Consider the following 16,537-nt stretch of genomic DNA (forward strand, 5'->3'; position numbering starts at 1 on the left):
CCGGGCGGCGGGGGGTATAGGCCGCGGCGACGCAGGCTGTGAAGGGGAGCAGGTCATGGACGAGACGAGTGGTGGCGGCAGCGGCCGGAAGCGCGGCGGGCTGTTCGACGATCTGGCCGGGGTGGCCGGCGGTGCCTTCTCGGCCCTGGCCGGGGTCCGGACCGAGATGGAGGCGGTGGTCCGCAGCCAGATCGACCAGATGGTCCAGCGGCTGGAACTGGTGAAGCGCGAGGAGCTGGACGCCGCGATGGAGCTGGCCCGGCGTGCCCGCGAGGCGCAGGAGTCGCTGGAGGCGCGGGTGGCGATGCTGGAGGCGAAGCTCGGCACCGGCACGCCGGAGCTGCCGGTGGCGGACCCGCCGGCGCAGCAGCCGAACGAGCCCCCGCCGATCGAGGGCACGATGAAGAACCCGCCGCCCATCGGCGGGGGCTGAGACCATATTCGGGGGTGCGCCCGGCGGCGCATCCCCGACGGCGCCGCCTTTCTGCAACTCCATTCTAAGGTTTTCGTGCGGTCGGGAAACGGCTGAGCAACCGTCGCCCTTGCGGCGGCGTTCCGCACCTGCCTAGTCTATCCCTGGTGGTCCCGATCGATCGATTCACCCAAGATATCGGGCAGATCGGGGCGGCCGCAGACCGAAGAGGAGGTGCGCGATGTCTGGCCTGCTGGCCCTCGAGCGCGAAGCGGCGACCAACCCCCTCGATGTCCTCGAACAGATCGTCTCGGCCAATGAATGGGTCTTCGAGCGCCGCTCGGATGGCGAGATGGCGGCCGAGGCGCCGGGCAAATGGTGCGATTACGGGCTCTATTTCTCCTGGTCGTCGGAGATCAGCGCTATGCATTTCTCCTGCGCCTTCGACATGAAGGTGCCGCCGGAGGGGCGGGCCAAGCTCTACGAGCTGCTGGCGCTGGCCAATGAGAAGCTCTGGATCGGGCATTTCGGCCTGGATTCGGACGATGGCATGCCGGTCTTCCGCCATTCCGTCCTGTTGCGCGGCGCCCCCGGCGCCAGCGCGGAGAGCCTGGAGGACATGGTCGATATCGCGCTGACGGAATGCGAGCGCTTCTTCCCCGCCTTCCAATTCGTCCTCTGGGGCGGCAAGGCGCCGGCCGAGGCCCTGCAGGCCGCCATGCTGGACTGCGTCGGCGAGGCCTGACAGCCTGAGCCCCTGATTCGTTGGGGGAGGGTCGCGCCATGAGCGCTGATGCGCTGCCGCCGCTGCTGCTGGTCGGCTGCGGCAAGATGGGTGGGGCCATGCTAGCCGGTTGGATGGAACGGGGCCTCACCGATGCCGTCGTGGTGGAGCCGCATGCGCCGGCCGCCGCCCCCTATGCCGGTCGGGTGCGGGTCGTGGCCGAACCCTCCGCCGTGCCGGCGGATTTCCGCCCCGGCGCCGTGGTGCTGGCGATCAAGCCGCAGGAGGCGGCGGCGACGCTGCCCGCCTTCGCCCGCTATGCCGGGCCGGAGACGCTCTTCCTTTCGATCATGGCCGGGCGCAACACCGCCGGCATGCGGGCCCTGCTGGGCGAATCGGCGACCGTGATCCGCGCCATGCCGAATACCCCGGCTGCCATCGGCCGCGGGTTCACCGTGGCCTTCCCTGGCCCGGGCGTGAGCGCGGCGCAGCGCGGGCTGGCGGACCGGCTTCTGTCTGCGGTGGGCGAGGTGGCCTGGGTCGAGGAGGAGGGGCTGATCGACCCGGTCACTGCCGTCTCAGGCGGCGGGCCGGCCTATGTCTTCCTCCTCGCCGAGGTGATGGAGGCGGCGGCCATCGAGCAGGGGCTGCCGCCCGACCTCGCCCGCCGCATGGCCCGCGCCACCGTCGCCGGATCGGGCGCGCTGCTGGCCGCGAGCACGGAGGATGCCGCCGTGCTGCGGAAGGCGGTGACCAGCCCCAAGGGCACGACCGAACGGGCGCTGGCGGTGCTGATGGCGAGCGAGGCCTGGCCCGCCCTGATGTCCCGTGCCATCGCCGCCGCCACCGATCGTTCGCGCGAACTCGGCGGGTAGCCCTTACCCCGGCGTGTGGCGCCGCAGGAAGGCGACGACGCCTTTCTCCTGGGCCGCGAGGTGTTGCGGGCCGCGCCAGTCCGCCAGCACCTCCACCCCAGGCAGGAGCTCCGCCAGTTCCGCACTGATCGCCGCCGGGTGCGGCGTGTCGGTGCCCGGCAGCAGCATGGTGGGCACCGGACAGGCGCGGGCGAAGGCCCGATCGACCGAGAAGACGAAATCCCGGCCCCACATGGCTCGGCCGAAGGCCTCGATCGCCTCCGGATCCAGCTCGGGCCGAGCCTGGCGCTGTTCCTCGCCCCAGGCTGCATGGCTGTCCGGAAAATAGTCCGGATGCTCCGGATGCAGGCCGATCGGATTCTGCAGCACTGCCGAGGTCACGCGATGCGGGGCCGCCTCCACTGCCTTGAAGCAGAAGCTGCCGCCGATGCAGCCGCCAAGCACATGGAAGCGCTCGAAGCCCAGATGGTCCATCAGCGCCAGATGGTCGGCGGCATAGCTGTGCCAGCCATGGTCGACCCTGATCTCGGTCCGGGACCGCCCGGCATTACGCTGGTCCATGGCGATTGCCGTGAAGCCTGCCGCCGGCAGCGCCTGGGTCCAGTCCACCCAGGGTCGGGGCGGACTTCCGAAGGGGGAGGCCCACATCTCCATCCGGGACCGCAGCCCGCCCGGCGCGAAGAGCAGGACAGGAAAGCCGGATCCATGGGTCTGGTAGGCGATCCTGCCATCCGGCCGGTCCAAGAAGGGCATCGGGGTCCTCCCATCAGCATGGCCGCGCGATCGGACGCGATCACTCCACCGTCACGCCGGTCTCACGAACGATCTCCACCCAGCCGCGGCGGTCCTCCATCCAGTATTGGTGCATCGCCTCAGGCGGTCCCGCCAGGCTTTCATGACCAGCCTCGGCCATGCGGCGGCGGATATCGGGCGTATCGAGCCAGCGATTCGCCTCGGCGTTGATGCGTTCCACGAAGGGGCGGGGCAGGCCGGCCGCACCCCAGATGCCGAACCAGACATCCTCCGTGAAGCCGGGATACCCCTCCTCGGCGAGGGTCGGCACCTCCGGCATGGGGCCTGGCCGGGCGCGGCCGGTGGCGGCGAGGCCACGCAGCCGGCCCTCCCGCAGCAGCGCGCCGGAATTGCCGATATTATCGAAGATGTAGTCGCTCTCGCCCTGGCTCACCGCCAGCACGGCCGAGGGTCCGCCGCGATAGGGGATGTGTTCCCGGCGGAAGCCGGCGCGGAGATGGAAGCGCTCGGCCATCATATGGCCGACGCTGCCGATGCCGACGCTCGCCATATTCACGCCGCCCGGCCGCGCCCGCGCCCAGGCGACGAATTCCGCTGTCGTGCGCGCCGGGATGGTTGGGGTCACGATCAGCAGCATCGGGTAGTGGTAGAGCCCCGCGATGGCCACGAAATCCTTCACCGGATCGTAGGGCAGGCCGCGCAGCACCAGCGGCGCCACGACATGCGAGGTGTTCGAGGTGAAGAGCAGCGTCCATCCATCCGCCGGCGCGGCCGCCACCGCCGCCGTGCCAATGCTGCCGGTGCCGCCTACCCGGTTCTCCACCACGAAGGTGCCGCCGAAGACGCGGGCGAAATGCTCGGCCAGCAGCCGCGCATAAACATCCGCCGGGCTGCCGGCCTGGCTCGGCTGGATCAGCCGCACCGGGCGGTTGCCCGGCCAATCCGACTGCGCCCGGAGAATGCGTGGCGCCGCCAGCACGAGGCCGCCGCCGATCAGGGCTCGCCGCCGCATGGCCGCCCGCCTCAGCCGAGAAAGGCGCGGAATTGCGCAACGGCAAAATCCGGCCGCTCGCGCACCGAGGCATGCCCCGCCATCGGCACCTCGACGATGCCGTGGCTGTTGGGGATATTCGCACGCATCCACTGCGCCGCCTCCTTGAAGGCCTCGCGCTCTTCCGAGCCGAGCATGATCAGCGTCGGCGCCGCGATGCGCTTCGCCTGCTCGCGCGCATCGACCATGGAGAGCCATTCGCAGGCCAGCGCATAGCCTTCGCCGCTGCAGGAAGCGAAGGTCTCACGCACATGCCGGACATTCGGCCCATCCTCGGCGATGCTGCCGACGGTGAAGAAGACCGGCAGCAGCGTGGGGATGAGCGCCGCAACGCCCTTCTCCCGCGCGATGCCGGCGCGCACCGGCCAGTTGGCGCGACTCTCCTCGTTATAGCGGGGCGTGCAGTCGCACAGGATGAGTCGGTCCACCAGCTCCGGATGGGTGCCGGCGAAATGCACGGCGAGGCTGCCGCCCATGGAGATGCCGGCGAGGTGGAACCGCCCGATGCCCTCGCGCTGCATGAGGGCGTGGAGCTGCGCGGTCGTCGCCTCCTGGTCATACTGCCCGGCGGGGAGGGAAGTGTCGTGGTGGCCGGGCAGGCTATAGGCGATGAGCTCGTAGCGATCGGCCAGCGGCTCCAGCACATCCCAGAAGCGCCAGCTCTGGCCGAGGCAATGCAGTAGGACCAGAGGCTGTCCCTGACCCCGGCGGTGGACGGTGACGCCCTCGATGCCGAGCGGCTGCGGCTTCCACTCCATCACGCTCTCCTCCCTGCGGGGCTACCTTGCTTGGACCCGAGCATGCGGCAGGCTGGACCGGGCTTCCTACCCCCGGCGCAGCACAAGATCTGTGACGGCAGGTCCGAAATCCCGGCGGGATCTGGCCGGAGCGATTTCAGACTAGGCGTCACGGGTGAATTGCCGATTAAGGCCTTTCCTTCCAGGGACCGGCTCTCCACCATGATCGGGTGCGGCGGTCATGGCAGGGAGCCTAGGCATGCATTTCGGATTGTTCGGGGGCGCCCGGACCAAGCGCAGCGTCGGCATCGAGGACAGCCAGGGCTACCAGGCCTTCATCGATTATGTCATCGAGGCGGACCGCCTGGGCTTCCGCCACATGTTCATGGTCGAGCACCACTCGACCGGGCAGGGGCAGGTCTCAGCCTCCATGACCCTGCTGGCCTATCTCGCAGCGCGGACCCAGCATATCCGCCTCGGTACGGCGGTGGTCGTCCTGCCCTGGCACAACCCGGTGCTGGTGGCCGAGCAGGCGGCGACACTCGACCTGCTCAGCGGCGGGCGCTTCGATTTCGGCGTCGGCAAGGGCTATCGCCGGGCGGAATTCGACGCCTTCTGCATCCCGATCGAGGAGGCGACCGAGCGCTTCGACGAGGCGGTCGAGGTCATCCGCCGCGCCTGGACCTCGGAGGAGCGCTTCAGCCATCATGGCAAGCGCTGGAACTACGAGAACATCCTGGTCGAGCCGGCGCCGCTGCAGCGGCCGCATCCGCCACTTTGGCTAGCCGCGGGCAGCCCCGACAGCATCCGCCGTGCCGCCCGCGAGGGCTATAACCTGCTGCTCGACCAGCTGGCCTCGGTGGAGCAGATCGGCGAGCGCATCGCGCTGTATCGCGAGGAATGCGGCAAGGTCGGGCGCGAATTCCAGCCGACCATGGTCGGCACCGCGCGTGCCCTGCAGATGATCCATTCGGAGGCGGAGCGCGCCGCGGCCTATGAAACCCGCCGGCGTGTCGTGGGTGTCATCGGCGATCTGGCGCGCGGCAAGCTGGCCGATCGGGTGGAGGAGGACACGGCGCCGCTGCTCGGCCTGCCGGAGGAAATCATCGCCCGCCTGCGGCAGCTCGAAGCCGTCGGCGCGACCAATATCCTGCTGGTCGATCCGAATGCCTCGGTGGACAATCTGCGCAGCTTCGCGCGCGAGGTCATGCCGGCCTTTGCGACGGGCCTGAGGGCGGCGGCCGAATAGCGGTCGCGATCCTGGCTGGATGTCACGGAAGAGAGGAACGCCCTATGGCCCGCCTGATACCTCCGACGCGCGAGGCGCTGGATCCGGCACAGCAGGCGGTCTGGGACCGCATCGCCAGCGGGGCTCGTGGTGGCGTCGGCGGACCCTTCACGGCGTTGATCAGCAGCCCCGATCTGTGTTCGCGGGTCGAGCAGCTGGGCGTCTTCATCCGCTACGAGTGCAGCGTGCCGATGCGGCTGCGCGAGCTCGCCATCCTCTGTGTCGGTGAGCATTGGAAGGCGGCCTATGAATGGTATGCGCATGCCCCGATCGCGGCGAAGCAGGGCGTGCCGGAGGCGGTGATCCAGGCGATCGGCAGCGGCGCCGCGGCCATTCCCTTCGACGCCGAGCCCGACCGTGTGGTGGTCGGCTTCGTCCGCGAGTTGCTGCGGACCGGCCAGGTGGGGGAGGCCGCCTATACCGCCGCAAAGGCGCTGCTCGGCGAGAAGGGCACCGTCGAGCTCACCGGTCTGGTCGGCTATTACAGCCTGCTGGCGATGCAGCTCAATGTGTTCCAGGTGGCGCCGTCGCCGCCCTTCACCGCGCCCTGGGCGTAGGTTTCAGCCCGCTCGGGTGATCTGCACGAGGAAGTCGATCAGCGCCCGCAACTTCGCTGGCACGTGACGCTGCGCCGGGTAGAGCAGCGAGACAGGCGCACCCTCCAGCGCATAATTGGGCAATAAGGCGCGAACATCACCGCGCTCCAGATCCTTGCGGTAGAGCCACCAGGTGCCCTGGGCGATGCCGGTGCCGGCGACGGCCGCCTCGCGCAGGGCGTCGCCGCTATTGATCACGGCATTGCCGCGCACCCGGAGCGTGAAGGGGCGCCCGTCGGGGCCGCGGAAGCTCCATTCCGGGCCGAAGCGGCTGATCAGGCAATTATGGTCGCGCAGCGCCTCCGGCGTCGCCGGTTCACCGTGACGGGCGAGGTAGCTTGGCGCCGCGACCGTCACCTGGGGCCCGCGTGTCAGGAGACGCGTCGTCAGCCGGGAATCGGTGATGCCGCCGGTCCGGACGGCCAAGTCGAAGCCCTCGGCGATGAGATCGACGGGGCCGTCGCTAAAATGCAGCTCCAGGACGATATCGGGGTAGCGTTCGGTGAAGCGCGGCAATTCCGGCATCAGCGTCACCCGGCCGAAGCTCAACGGCAGCACGGCGCGGATGCGGCCGCGTGGGACGGCACTGCCGCGGGCGAGCGTGACCTCGGCATCCTCGAGCTCAGCCAGAATCTGCACGCAGCGTTCGTAGAAGCCCTGGCCATCATCGGTGGTGCGCAGCCGCCGCGTTGTGCGGGTGAAGAGCTGGGTGTCGAGTTGATCCTCGAGCCGTGCGATGGTCTTGGTGACCGCCGAGGGCGAGAGGCCGAGCTTCTTCGCCGCCGCGGTGAAGCCGCCTTGCTCCACGACGCGGGCGAAGATGGTGAGGGCCATGAATTTGTCCATGGCGAGCCGGTCAGGCTGACAAGTCAGTGGTAAGCGGGGCGGGCATGGGCAGCCTCGTTGGTCCTGGACGGGGACGGTATAGCCCACGGGTGGTGCATTAGGCCTGTCCGGGAGGTTGGCGCGTGATCGAGGCGCCAACATGACACTGCCTTCAATGTTGCTTGGCTCGGCCGGCCGAGGGCTGACCTAACGTGCGCCCCGGCGGATCTCGACGAGACCCACCCGGTTGACCAAACTGTTCGCCGTCACCGGGTTGCCATCCGGCGTGACGTCCATATTGTGCACGATGTCGCCGCCGCCCGGGATCGCCCAGCTTTGGAAAGCCTGTGTCTCCGGATCGAAGCGAATGATGGTGTTCGGGGTTGGTCCGGACTCGCTGTACCAGGCTGCGCCCTGGGTGAAGACAATGCCGTAAGGCGCCGAGCGGGTTCCACTCGGTGAGGGCCATTCCTGAACCTGGCCGGTCGCCGGATCGAGCCGCCCGAGGGTGCCGCGGGCATAGTCCGTGTACCAGACCGCATCGTCCGGCCCGATCGCCAGCCTGCGAGGCCGCGCGCCCGGATTGGGCAGGGAGAATTCGCGGATCGCCATGGTCGCGCGATCAATGGTTGCGATTTTCGGTGCGCCGAACTCCACGAACCAGATCTCGCCGCGGGAATTGATCGCCATGCCATAGGGTCGCGCATTCGGTGTCGGTGCGGTGACGAGCTGGATCTCACCGCTTTGCGGATCGAGCCGGCCGAGCCGGTTGCCGCGCTGCACGCTGAACCAGATGAGGCCGTCATGATCCATGACCAAGGTATGCGGGTCGCCAGCCTCCGGGTCGGGCAGCGGGTATTCGGTCACCGCGCCGGTGCGCGGGTCGAGCCGGCCGATCAGGCCGCAGAAATTGCCGGTGAACCAGATATGGCCCTCGCGGTCCTCGATCAGGCCATGCGGGCCTGTCATCGGGTTCACCGGATATTCCCGGACCTGCCCGGTCTTCGGGTCCACGCGCCCGAGGGTATTGGCGAGCTGCCCAGTGTACCAGATCGACCCGTCCCGCGCCGCCATCGGATCATGCGGCCGGGAGTCAGGCGTCGGGACTGGCCAGTCCCGGATCTCCACCTGAACCGGGCCCGCGACCAATGCGGCTGGCGGCCGCGGGCGCTCCGGGAATCTGCGGGTGAGGTATTCGGTGACGGCAGCCACCTCCTCCGGCGGAATTGGTGCACCGAAATTCTGCATCATGCGGATGACCGTGTGCCAGCCCTCCGGCGTATAGCCGGCCCGGATCCGACCGATCTCGTGGCAGCCTCCGCAAATGGCCTGGACGGTGTTGCGGCCTGGCCCTTCCGGCAGATCCTGGCCGGCGTGTTGCGCCAGGGCACCCGTGGCGGCCAGCCATGGCCCTGCGAGAGCCGCGAGAAGCCTCGCCATCCCACGACGCGCCTGCTGCCGGGCGGGGCGTGGGATCCGTCCTGCTCCTGACCGCGTCGCCATCTCCGTTTCCTCCTGGGCCTGTGCGACAGCCGCTAATTCCACAAGAGATCATCGGCCATCGTCGCGTCGCTGGGGAAGGGCCTTGCATCGCGCCCTGCCTCCACCAGCCCAATCCGGATCCCATACCGGGGGACTATGCCAGCCGCGCTGGCCGTCGTAGCCTCGTTACAAAGGCCTGCATCTGCCAGGGTGGCAACCCCGTGGCGACCGGACAGGCCAGGGATTGGCAACGATCACGGGAGCGAGAATGACGGACATCCGATACGTGGCGCCGCAGACGCTCGACGAAGCGGTAAGCGCCTTTGCCGCGGCGCAAGGGTCCGCCCGGATCCTGGCCGGCGGCACCGACCTGCTGGTGCAGATGCGCGCCGGCATCGTGCGGCCCGGGCTCATCGTCGACATCAAGAAGATCACCGAAATGACCGAGATCGCGGAGACCGCCGAGGGTGGCTTCCGCATCGGTGCCGCCGTCTCCGGCACGACGCTCGCCGAGCATGGGAGCTTCGGCAAGGCTTGGCCAGGCGTGCTGGAGGCGATCAACCTGATCGGCTCCAAGCAGGTGCAGGGCCGGGCATCGCCGGGTGGCAATCTCTGCAACGGCTCGCCAGCCGGCGACAGCGTCCCGGCCATGATCGCGGCCGGCGCCGTGGTCACCGTGCAGGGCCCGAATGGCCGCCGCAGCATGCCAGTAGAAGCCGTCCCGGCCGGACCACACCGCACCAGCCTGGCGCCGGGCGAGATCCTGGTGAGCTTCACCCTGCCGCCGCGCCCGGCCGGGTCTTCCGACGCCTATCTGCGCATGATCCCGCGCACCGAGATGGACATCGCCGTGGTCGGCCTCGGCGCGAACCTGACCTTGCAGGGCGGCGTGGTGACGGCTGCCCGCATCGGCCTCGGCGCCGTCGCGCCGACCGTGCTGCTGGTGGAGGAAGCCGGCAAGGCCTTGATCGGCAGCCGGTTGGACGATGCCGCGCTGGAAGCGGCCGCCGCCGCCTGCCGCGCCGCCTGCAAGCCGATCAACGACAAGCGCGGCACCATCGCCTACCGCACCAAGGTCGCCGGCGTGCTGCTGAAGCGCACCGTTGCCATCGCCGCCGCACGCGCCGGGGGGAACTGACGCCATGGCCAAGACCCATATCACCACCAGCATCAATGGCGAGCCGGTGGAGTTCCTCTGCGAGCCGAACCAGAGCCTGCTCGAGGTGCTGCGCAACACGCTGGGCCTGACCGGCACCAAGGAAGGCTGCGGCACCGGCGATTGCGGCGCCTGCAGCGTCACCGTTGATGGCCGCCTGGTCTGTTCCTGCCTGGTGCTTGCGGTCGAGGCCGAGGGGGCCGAAATCGCCACCATCGAGGGCATGGCCCAGGGCGAGACCCTGCACCCGCTGCAACGCAAATTCCTGGAGATGGCCGCGCTGCAATGCGGCATTTGCACGCCGGGTGTGCTGATCTCGGCCCGCGCGCTGCTGGAGAAGAACCCGAACCCGACCGAGACCGAGGTACGCTTCGGCCTGGCCGGCAACCTGTGCCGCTGCACGGGCTACGACAAAATCGTCCGCGCGGTGATGGAAGCCGCCGCCGAAATGCGGGAGACCGTCTGATGAACGTCGTCACCGACAAGCTGCAGGTTGAGGACAACAAGTGGATCGGCACGCGCACCATCCGCCCGGATGGCGCGGACAAGGTGACCGGCCGGGCCAGCTACGCGGCCGACAACGCCATGCCCGGAATGATCTGGGGCAAGGTGCTGCGCAGCCCGCACGCTCATGCACGCATCCGCTCCATAGACACATCGAAGGCGGAAGCGCTGCCGGGCGTGAAGGCGGTGGTCACGGCGAAGGACATCGTCGATTTCCCCATCGAGACCTCGGTCATGCTCGGCATCCAGGACATGCGCTGGATGTGTCGCAACGTGATGGCGCGGGAGAAGGCGCTGTTCCATGGCCACCCCATCGCCGCCGTCGCCGCGATCAACGAGGAGGTGGCCGCGGCCGCCTGCGCGCTGATCGTGGTGGATTATGAAGTCCTGCCGCATGTCATCGAGATCGAGGACGCGATCAAGCCGGACGCGCCGATCCTGCATGATTTCGCCAAGTTCGAGGGCAAGCCGTCCAACATCGCGGGGACCATGACGGCCAAGCTGGGTGATGTGGAGGCTGGATTCGCCGAGGCCGACATCGTCGTCGAGCGGACCTTCCGCACCCGGCCGATCCATCAGGGCTATATCGAGCCGCAGGCCTGCACCGTCAGCTATTCGGCGGATGGCCGCGCCACGATCTGGAGCAGCAGTCAGGGCCAGTTCATGGTTCGCGCCATGACCTCGCTGCTGACCGGCGTGCCGCAGAGCAATATCCGGGCGATCCCGGCCGAGATCGGCGGCGGCTTCGGCGCCAAGACCATCATCTATCTCGAGCCCGTCGCCCTGCTGCTGTCGAAGAAATCGGGCCGCCCGGTGAAGATGGTGATGACGCGGGACGAGGTGATGCGGGCGACCGGCCCGACCTCCGGCTCCTTCAGCACCGTCAAGATCGGCGCGAAAAAGGATGGTACCTTTGTTGCCGCCAAGGGGGATTTCTACATCCAGGCGGGCTGCCTGCCGGGCGGGCCGCTGCGCGGGCCGGTCGGCTGCGCCTTCGCGCCCTACGACATCCCGCATGTGCTCTCGGTCGGCTACGACGTCGTCTCCAACCGCTCGAAGGTCGCCGCCTACCGCGCGCCGGGCGCGCCGCTCGGGGCCTATGCGGCCGAATGCGTGATCGATGAGATCGCCGAGACGCTCGGCATGGATCCGCTGGAGATCCGCCTGAAGAACACTGCCAGGTCCGGCACCAAGGCGGCCTATGGCGCGACCTTCACCAAGGTGACCTTCGAGGAGACGATCGAGTCGATCCAGACGCACGAGCATTACAAGGCGCCGCTCGACAAGAATCCCCGCCCCGGCGTGAAGCGGGGCCGCGGTGTCGCCTCGGGCTTTTGGTACAATGCCGGCGGTGAGAGCAGCGCCCAGGTCAACATCACCGAGGACGGCAATGTGGTTGTCACCACCGGCCATCCGGATGTCGGCGGCTCCCGCGCCTCGATCGCCAATGTCGCCGCCGAACTGCTGGGTGTAGACCACGGCCGAGTGTCGGTGCTGATCGGCGACACGGCCAGCATCGGCTACAGCAACCTCACCGGCGGCAGCCGCGTCACCTTCGCCTCCGCCATGGTGGTGACGCAGTCGGCCGAGAAAGTGATCGGCCAGCTGAAGGAGCGCGCGGCGAAGATCTGGAAGATCGACCCCGAGGCGGTGCACTGGGAGAATGGCGAGGCGCGGCCGGCCGGCCCGAATGCCGGCCAGTTCCCGCCGCTGACCCTGGCCGATCTCGCCGCGCGCGCGAGCGAGACCGGCGGGCCGATCGGCGCTGGCGTTCAGCTCAATACCGCGGGCGCCGAGCCCGGTTTCGCCACCCATGTCGTCGATGTCGAGGTGGATGTCGATCTCGGCATCATCCGGGTGCTGCGCTACACCGCGGCGCAGGATGTCGGCCGGGCGCTGCATCCCAGCTATGTCGAGGGCCAGATCCAGGGCGGTGTGGTACAGGGGATCGGCTGGGCCCTGAGCGAGGAATACCTCTACGACAGCCAGGGCCGCCTCGAGAATGCCGGCTTCCTCGACTACCGGATGCCGGTCTGCTCCGACGTCCCGATGATCGAGGCGGTGATGCTGGAGATCCCCAACCCGAAGCACCCGCAGGGCGTGCGCGGCGTGGGCGAGGCACCGATCGTGCCGCCGCTCGCGGCGATCTCCAACGCCGTCCACGACGCGCTCGGCACGCGCTTCTACAGCCTGCCGATGTCGCCGCCCAAGGTGCTGGAGCGGCTGGACCAGGCCTGAGAACCAGGGGTCCGGCTGCTTCGGCAGCCGGGCCGTCCCTCAGGCGGCCTCGGCCAGGACCATATCGGCCGCCTTCTCGCCGATCATGATCGAGGGCGCGTTGGTATTGCCCGAGGTCAAGGTCGGCATGATCGAGGCATCGGCAACCCGGAGCCCGGCGATGCCATGCACCCGCAGCCGCGCATCGACGACTGCCATCGGGTCCGTCCCCATCTTGCAGGTGCCGACCGGGTGGTAGGTCGTCTCCGCCGTCCGCTTCACCCAGTCCAGAATCTCGTCGTCGGCGGTGCTGTCTGCGCCCGGTGCGATCTCCGCCACCTGCAGCCGGGCCAGGCTGGGCGCGGCCATGATCCTGCGGGCGATGCGGATCGCCCGCAGCGTCAGCTCGGCATCGACGGGGGAGGAGAGGAAGTTGAACCGGATCGCCGGCGGCTGGCGGGGATCGGCCGCGGTGATGTGGATATGCCCGCGGCTTTCGGGCCGCATCGGATGCGCGTAGCAGGTCATGCCGGATTGGCTCGAGAGCCGCGGCCCCTTGGGACCCGGCTCCATCAGCATCGGCACCCAGCCGAGCAGCAGGTCCGGCGCCTCCAGCCCCTCGCGGGAGCGGAGAAAGGCGCGCATCGGCGCCCCGACCATGCCCAGCATGCCCTCCCGCGTCAGGGCGAAGCGCAGCGCCTGGCGCGCGAGGCCCATCCCGCGGCCGAGATCGTTGAAGGTATAGCCCCGCGCGCCGACCGCCCAGCGGGTGCGCGGCGCGTAGTGGTCGCGCAGGTTCTCGCCGACACCCGGCAGCGCGTGACGAGTTTCGATACCGAGGGCACGCAGGCGGTCGGGCTGGCCGATGCCGGAGAGTTCGAGAAGCTGGGGCGAGTTGATGGAGCCGGCACTGACCACGACCTCGCGCCCCGCACGCGCCTCCCGCACCGCACCACCGACCGAGTAGCGGACACCGATGCAGCGCTGGCCCTCCAGCAGCAGCGCCTCGGCCAACGCGCCGGTTTCGATATGCAGATTGGGGCGGCGGCGCGCCGGTGCCAGGTAGCAGGCGGCGGTGCTCATCCGGCGGCCGGAGGCGATGGTCGCCTGGCTCATCGCGATCCCGTCCTGGGTCGCGCCGTTGTAGTCGGGATTGTGCGGAATCCCGACCTCCTCGGCCGCGGCGATCAGGGCGGCATAGAGCGGGTCGCAGGGCCGCGGATTGGTGACGCGCAGCGGGCCATCCCGGCCACGAAAGCTGTCGTCGCCGCCGCCCTCGTAGCGCTCCATGCGCTTGAAGAAGGGCAGGACATCCGCATAGCTCCAGCCCGGATTGCCCATCTGCGCCCAGCTGTCGAAATCCTGGGCCTGCCCGCGCACGAAGGCGAGGCCGTTGAGCGCACTCGATCCCCCCAGCATGCGGCCGCGCGGCACGGGGAGGCGGCGGCCATTGGTCGTCGGCTCGGGTTCCGAGGAATAGAGCCAGTTCACCGCCGGATTGGTGATCATCCGGGCATAGCCGATCGGGACATGCGTCCAGGGATGGCCCGGTGGACCGGCTTCCAGCAGCAGCACCCGGTTCGCCGCATGGGCCGAAAGCCGGTTGGCGAGGACCGCGCCGGCGGAGCCGGCGCCGACCACGATATAGTCATAGGTTTGCATCCTGGTGGTGTATGCCGGCGCTACTCGGCCGCCTCGAAGAATTTCCGCTTCAGCCCCTTCTGGTTCTCGTAGATGGAGCCCTGCTTGTCGGCCGGCGGCAACGGCAGGCGGACCGGGACATCGGCGAGCCGCGGCGAAAGGCTCGACCGGCCCGCCGCCATCAGCGCATCATAGGCCTCGATCCCCTCCGGGAAGCCCAGCAGCGGCCAGGCATCGGCGGCGCGGAACTGGAACAGCAGCAGCCGGCGTTCCTTGTTCGAGGTGTTCGGCGCCGAGCCATGCACCGCCCGCACATGATGCACGGTGATCGAGCCGGCCTTGCCGGTCAGGGCCACGGCCTTCGCATAGTCCACGTCATGGTTGGCCGGGTCCATGGCGCCGCAGAAGCGCCCCTCCGCATGGTGGTCGAAGACGGGCCCCTTATGGCTGCCGGGGACGATCAGCAGCGGACCGTTCTCCGGCTCCATATCGTCCATCATCACGCCGACGGCGGCGAGGTCGTCATTGGTATGCGGATAGAAGGCCCAGTCCTGGTGCCATTCCACCGCGGCGCCGAAGCCGGCCGACTTCATGTTCAGCTTCGCCGTATCGAAGCGGATATCCGGCCCCCAGAGCGATTGCAGCACGGCGATGATGCGCGGGTGCCGCACCAAGGCCGCATAGGCCGGATGATGCAGATGTGGCGCCTTGATGCGCCGCACGCGAGGCATGGCCGGGGTGTGGCTGTCCTCCAGATCGTAGATCGCGTCATGCGTGCTGACGTCGCGGGCACGCTCGACGAAGCTGTCCGTTACGCGGCGCAGCTCGGCGACTTCCTCCGGCGAGAGGATATCGGGCACGACGATGGCACCGACCTCGTCATATTCGCGCTTCTGGGCATCCGTGAGCATCGGTTCCTCCCTCAACGATACCAGCGGCGTGCGGCGCGCACCGCTTCGCGCAGGCTATCGGCCGGGCGGGATTCGCCGGTGGCGACCCGGGCGAACATGTCGACCAGCACCCAATTCTCGGCCACGGCCCCGGCGGCCGGGGTGATCGGGCCCGCATAGCCCTCATAGAAGGGCGTATCCATGGCACTGCGGTAGACGGCGAGCTTCGGGTCGGACGCCCAGACCGCGCTTTCGCCATAGGCCTTCAGCGGCTGCGACCAGTAGCCGAGGCAACCGGTCAGCCAGGGGTCGTACTGCTCCGCTTCCATCATGAAGCGGAGATAGGCCTTGGCCGCATTCGGCACGGCGGTATAGCGCGGCACCATGCCGACCAGGGTGAGGGCCGTCTCCGGCGCCTTGCCAGCCGCGCCATGCGGCATCTCGGCATGCTCGGTATCGGCGGCGATGGCGTTCTGCGCCGGGTCGGTGGAGGTCTTCAGCGAATAATAGACGGAGACGCCGTTCTGGGTGAGGCCGATCTCGCCGCCGATGAAGGCGCGGTTGTTGCTGACCCCGCTCCAGCCCATGGTCCCCGGGATCATCGTCTCCTGCATGGCGCGGGCATACTCCAGCGCCCGCAGCGTCGCCGGCGTGTCGAGGGCGATCTTCCCCGCCTCATCCACCAGCTTTCCGCCATGCGACCAGAGCAGCCAGTTCGCATAGCCCGGCGCATCGCCGGGTGCATGGCTCAGCGGGAAGCCGCAGGGATGGCCGATACGCTTCAGCTGCTGGCAAAGGCGAAGGAACTCGCCGAGATCGTTCGGAATGCCGTCGAAGCCGGCCTCCTTGACCCAGGACCGGCGATAGACGGCGGGGCCGGTGGTCCCGCCCATGGGCAGGCCGAGCCAGGCACTGCTCTGCCAGCGCTGGCCATAGACCTTCGCCAAGTCGTACCAGCCGCCGTATTTCGCGCCGAGATACTCGGCGAGGTCGGAGACCTCCAGCAGCTTGTCGGCATAGATATGCGCATCGGCACCGAAGCCGATCAGCACATCGGCGCCCTTGCCGGTATTGAAGGCGACGGCGACCTGGACCGGCATGTCCGGCCAGTTCACATAGTCGATCCGCACCTCGATGCCGGTCTGCTCGGTGAAGCGGCGGGTGTTCTGATTGAAGACGGCCTCATCGGGGTCGATGTATTTCGCCGGCCGCAGCACCCGCAGCCGGGCGCCCGCTTCCGGCGCGATGCGGGGTGGCGGGACATCCGCCATGGGAATGGCCCGCGCCGGCAGCGCTGCCCCAGCCAACATCCCGGCCGCCAGGCCCATGGCCTGGCGACGCCCGATGATCGGTTGCATGCCCGTCTCCGTCCCACGGGTGTGGCCC

Annotated in this window: 16 protein-coding genes; 8 read left to right on the forward strand and 8 right to left on the reverse strand. The window is 68.9% G+C overall.

Annotated features, from left to right (window positions below; translation table 11 throughout):
- The first annotated feature begins 55 nt into the window (after nt 1-55).
- The 3 genes from JMJ55_RS01740 (at nt 56) to proC (ending at nt 2,011) form a co-directional block, all read left to right on the forward strand.
- Complete coding sequence (locus JMJ55_RS01740) at nt 56-433, forward strand: accessory factor UbiK family protein (protein WP_202823759.1); 378 nt, start codon at nt 56-58, stop codon at nt 431-433.
- A gap of 220 nt (nt 434-653) precedes the next feature.
- Nucleotides 654-1,157 carry a type III secretion system chaperone family protein gene (locus JMJ55_RS01745; protein ID WP_202823760.1) on the forward strand — a complete coding sequence of 168 codons (504 nt, stop codon included), beginning with the start codon at nt 654-656 and terminating at the stop codon, nt 1,155-1,157.
- Nucleotides 1,158-1,195: 38 nt separating this feature from the next.
- Nucleotides 1,196-2,011, forward strand: a complete 816-nt coding sequence (gene proC / locus JMJ55_RS01750; RefSeq protein WP_202823761.1) for a pyrroline-5-carboxylate reductase — start codon at nt 1,196-1,198, stop codon at nt 2,009-2,011.
- Nucleotides 2,012-2,014: 3 nt separating this feature from the next.
- On the opposite strand, the gene JMJ55_RS01755 is transcribed toward proC, so the two are convergent.
- From JMJ55_RS01755 to JMJ55_RS01765, 3 genes are read right to left on the reverse strand one after another with little or no spacing between them, the layout of a single operon-like run.
- Nucleotides 2,015-2,764, reverse strand: coding sequence for an alpha/beta fold hydrolase (locus JMJ55_RS01755; RefSeq protein WP_202823762.1), 750 nt, complete (start codon nt 2,762-2,764; stop codon nt 2,015-2,017).
- 40 nt (nt 2,765-2,804) lie between these two features.
- Complete coding sequence (locus JMJ55_RS01760; protein ID WP_202823763.1) at nt 2,805-3,776, reverse strand: Bug family tripartite tricarboxylate transporter substrate binding protein; 972 nt, start codon at nt 3,774-3,776, stop codon at nt 2,805-2,807.
- Nucleotides 3,777-3,787: 11 nt separating this feature from the next.
- Entirely contained in the window at nt 3,788-4,573 is a 786-nt protein-coding gene (locus JMJ55_RS01765) for an alpha/beta fold hydrolase (RefSeq protein WP_202823764.1), read from the reverse strand.
- 238 nt (nt 4,574-4,811) lie between these two features.
- On the opposite strand from JMJ55_RS01765, the gene JMJ55_RS01770 reads away from it, so the two are divergent.
- Nucleotides 4,812-5,801, forward strand: coding sequence for an LLM class flavin-dependent oxidoreductase (locus tag JMJ55_RS01770; RefSeq protein WP_202823765.1), 990 nt, complete (start codon nt 4,812-4,814; stop codon nt 5,799-5,801).
- Nucleotides 5,802-5,845: 44 nt separating this feature from the next.
- Nucleotides 5,846-6,397, forward strand: coding sequence for a carboxymuconolactone decarboxylase family protein (locus tag JMJ55_RS01775; protein WP_202823766.1), 552 nt, complete (start codon nt 5,846-5,848; stop codon nt 6,395-6,397).
- Nucleotides 6,398-6,400: 3 nt separating this feature from the next.
- Here JMJ55_RS01775 and JMJ55_RS01780 read toward each other — a convergent pair whose 3' ends face one another.
- Both JMJ55_RS01780 and JMJ55_RS01785 read right to left on the reverse strand, forming a co-directional pair.
- Nucleotides 6,401-7,270: a LysR family transcriptional regulator gene (locus tag JMJ55_RS01780; RefSeq protein ID WP_202823767.1), complete on the reverse strand. Its 870-nt coding sequence runs from the start codon at nt 7,268-7,270 to the stop codon at nt 6,401-6,403.
- Nucleotides 7,271-7,468: 198 nt separating this feature from the next.
- On the reverse strand, nt 7,469-8,701 hold the full coding sequence (locus JMJ55_RS01785; RefSeq protein ID WP_202823768.1) for a virginiamycin B lyase family protein: 1,233 nt from the start codon (nt 8,699-8,701) through the stop codon (nt 7,469-7,471).
- Nucleotides 8,702-9,011: 310 nt separating this feature from the next.
- Here JMJ55_RS01785 and JMJ55_RS01790 point away from each other — a divergent pair, with 310 nt between their 5' ends.
- From JMJ55_RS01790 to JMJ55_RS01800, 3 genes are read left to right on the forward strand one after another with little or no spacing between them, the layout of a single operon-like run.
- Nucleotides 9,012-9,881 (forward strand): FAD binding domain-containing protein, encoded by an 870-nt coding sequence (locus JMJ55_RS01790; RefSeq protein WP_202823769.1) that lies wholly within the window; start codon nt 9,012-9,014, stop codon nt 9,879-9,881.
- A 4-nt stretch (nt 9,882-9,885) separates the two neighbouring features.
- Nucleotides 9,886-10,365: a (2Fe-2S)-binding protein gene (locus JMJ55_RS01795; RefSeq protein WP_202823770.1), complete on the forward strand. Its 480-nt coding sequence runs from the start codon at nt 9,886-9,888 to the stop codon at nt 10,363-10,365.
- Complete coding sequence (locus JMJ55_RS01800; RefSeq protein WP_202823771.1) at nt 10,365-12,641, forward strand: xanthine dehydrogenase family protein molybdopterin-binding subunit; 2,277 nt, start codon at nt 10,365-10,367, stop codon at nt 12,639-12,641. The genes JMJ55_RS01795 and JMJ55_RS01800 overlap by 1 nt, the downstream gene beginning before the upstream one ends.
- Before the next feature lie 39 nt (nt 12,642-12,680).
- On the opposite strand, the gene JMJ55_RS01805 is transcribed toward JMJ55_RS01800, so the two are convergent.
- The 3 genes from JMJ55_RS01805 to JMJ55_RS01815 are packed head-to-tail and all read right to left on the reverse strand — an operon-like array spanning nt 12,681 to nt 16,509.
- On the reverse strand, nt 12,681-14,282 hold the full coding sequence (locus JMJ55_RS01805) for a GMC family oxidoreductase (protein ID WP_202823772.1): 1,602 nt from the start codon (nt 14,280-14,282) through the stop codon (nt 12,681-12,683).
- Nucleotides 14,283-14,302: 20 nt separating this feature from the next.
- Entirely contained in the window at nt 14,303-15,172 is an 870-nt protein-coding gene (locus JMJ55_RS01810) for a phytanoyl-CoA dioxygenase family protein (RefSeq protein WP_202823773.1), read from the reverse strand.
- 11 nt (nt 15,173-15,183) lie between these two features.
- Nucleotides 15,184-16,509 carry an ABC transporter substrate-binding protein gene (locus JMJ55_RS01815; RefSeq protein WP_202823774.1) on the reverse strand — a complete coding sequence of 442 codons (1,326 nt, stop codon included), beginning with the start codon at nt 16,507-16,509 and terminating at the stop codon, nt 15,184-15,186.
- Nucleotides 16,510-16,537 lie beyond the last annotated feature (28 nt).

The organism is Belnapia mucosa, assembly GCF_016775475.1.
Lineage (GTDB): Bacteria > Pseudomonadota > Alphaproteobacteria > Acetobacterales > Acetobacteraceae > Belnapia > Belnapia mucosa.